Source organism: Mesorhizobium sp. M7A.F.Ca.CA.004.04.2.1 (assembly GCF_004022825.1).
Classification (GTDB): Bacteria; Pseudomonadota; Alphaproteobacteria; order Rhizobiales; family Rhizobiaceae; genus Mesorhizobium.
The window spans coordinates 1-1,625 of the sequence record NZ_RZPH01001203.1 but is presented as its reverse complement, the minus strand read 5'-3'; the positions used below and the strand labels follow the sequence as shown (position 1 = coordinate 1,625).

Annotated in this window: 1 protein-coding gene and 1 pseudogene; both read right to left on the bottom strand. The window is 61.7% G+C overall.

Annotation, left to right across the window (positions count from 1 at the left end; genetic code table 11):
* Positions 1-319, bottom strand: a pseudogene (locus EN893_RS33000) (carbohydrate ABC transporter permease); the annotation flags it as partial.
* Between the two features lie 81 nt (positions 320-400).
* Positions 401-1,625: extracellular solute-binding protein (locus EN893_RS32995; RefSeq protein WP_128362132.1), on the bottom strand; the 1,225-nt coding region annotated here is incomplete at its 5' end.

Sequence of the window (1,625 nt, the reverse complement as noted above, 5' to 3'; positions counted from 1 at the left end):
GCCCATAAGCCGCGGCAGTGCCCGCCGACATGGCGATCACCGTGCCGAAAACCGCCGACAGCAGCGATGCGAGGATCGGCTTCAGCGCGTTACGGTCGAGCGCGACGATCAAATTGTTGGTCGACTCGCCGAACACGAAACGGAAATTGCTGAGCGTCGGGTTCTTCGGCCACCAGGTCAGTTCGGCGCCGGTCGCCGACCATTCGGCGATCGGCTTGAACGCCATCGATACCATCCACAGGATCGGCACCAGCGTCACCGCCATGGCCGCGAAGATCGCGGCATAGCGGAATATCAGGAAAGGAACGGAACGCTTCATCTGGCGGCTTTGCTGGTGGCGTTGTGGGCGGAGGGGAGAAGTAGGCTCCTCCCCTCCTTCGATATGATCCAGGGAGAAGGATCAGACGATTGGATCGAGAACTGTCGGCCAGGCCTCCTTGTTGGTCTTGATGGCTTCGAGCAGTTTGTCCTCGCCGGTGCGCCGGGCGATCTTCTTCCACTCTGCCTCGGTGTCGGCCATCGCCTGCTCCGATGTCTTGGCCTTGGTCAGCGCCGCCATCAGGTTCTCGTCGAGCGCATTGTGGAAGGCTGTCGCGCCGGGATAGTTGATGGTCGGCACGGTGCGGGCGACCGTCTCGCGCACGACGTCCATGTGGTAGGCATGATAGGTCTGGCGCACCAGCGGATCGGAGAAGTCCGAAAGCCGGAACGGGTCCAGATAACCGCCGGGGTTGGCACTCATCCAGGCATAGATGCGGGCCGAGCCCAGCCATTGCAGCAGGAGGTAGGCGACCTCCTGGTTCTTCGACTGTGACGAGATCATGCCGGTCAGCGAAAACCACAGCACGGAACGGCTGATCAGCTTGCCGCCGATCTCGCGGCCGGGCGGCAGCATCGAGCCGATCTTGCCGGTGACGGCTGAATCCTTGTTGCCGGCATTGTCGAGGAATTTCGGCAGGTTGGAGAAGGCGCAGGTCATCGCCGCACCACCCTTGGCGAAGTTGCCGTATTGCTCCGGCCAACCCCAGGAGATCGCATCCGGCGAATGATGCGCGAGCGAAGCAACATATTCGTTGGTGGCGGCGATGCCTTGCTCGGAATTGATCATCGGCTTGCCGTCATCGCCAAACAGGAACTGGTTGGGCGAAGCCATCGAGACATAGCGCTGGTACCAGTTCGTGTAGCCCCAGCCCTGGTTGCGCAGGTCGGTCGAGCCGAACAGGCCCTTGTCCGGTCGCTGGAAGAAGGCGGCGATGTCGCCATGCTGCTTCCAGGTCTTCGGCGGCGCCAGATCGTAGCCGTATTTGTCCTTGAAGGCCTTCTTCTCGGCTTCGTCGCCGAACAGGTCGGTGCGGTAGACCCAAGTCTGGAAGTCGCCGTCCAGCGACACGCCATAGTTCGAGCCGCGGTATTTGTTGAGCAGCGACACGCCCTTGGCGCCGTTGACATAGCCGCTGACGGGATCGTCCCATTCAGGCTTATGCTGCGCGACAAAGTCGTCGAGCTTGGCGATGCCGCCGGTTTCGGCGAGGTCGCCGAGGCGGTTCCATTCGGTCGAGTAGATGTCGTAGGCCCCACCCTTGGTGGAGATGTCCTGCATCGTCTTTGTGAATTCCTGGCCGTTC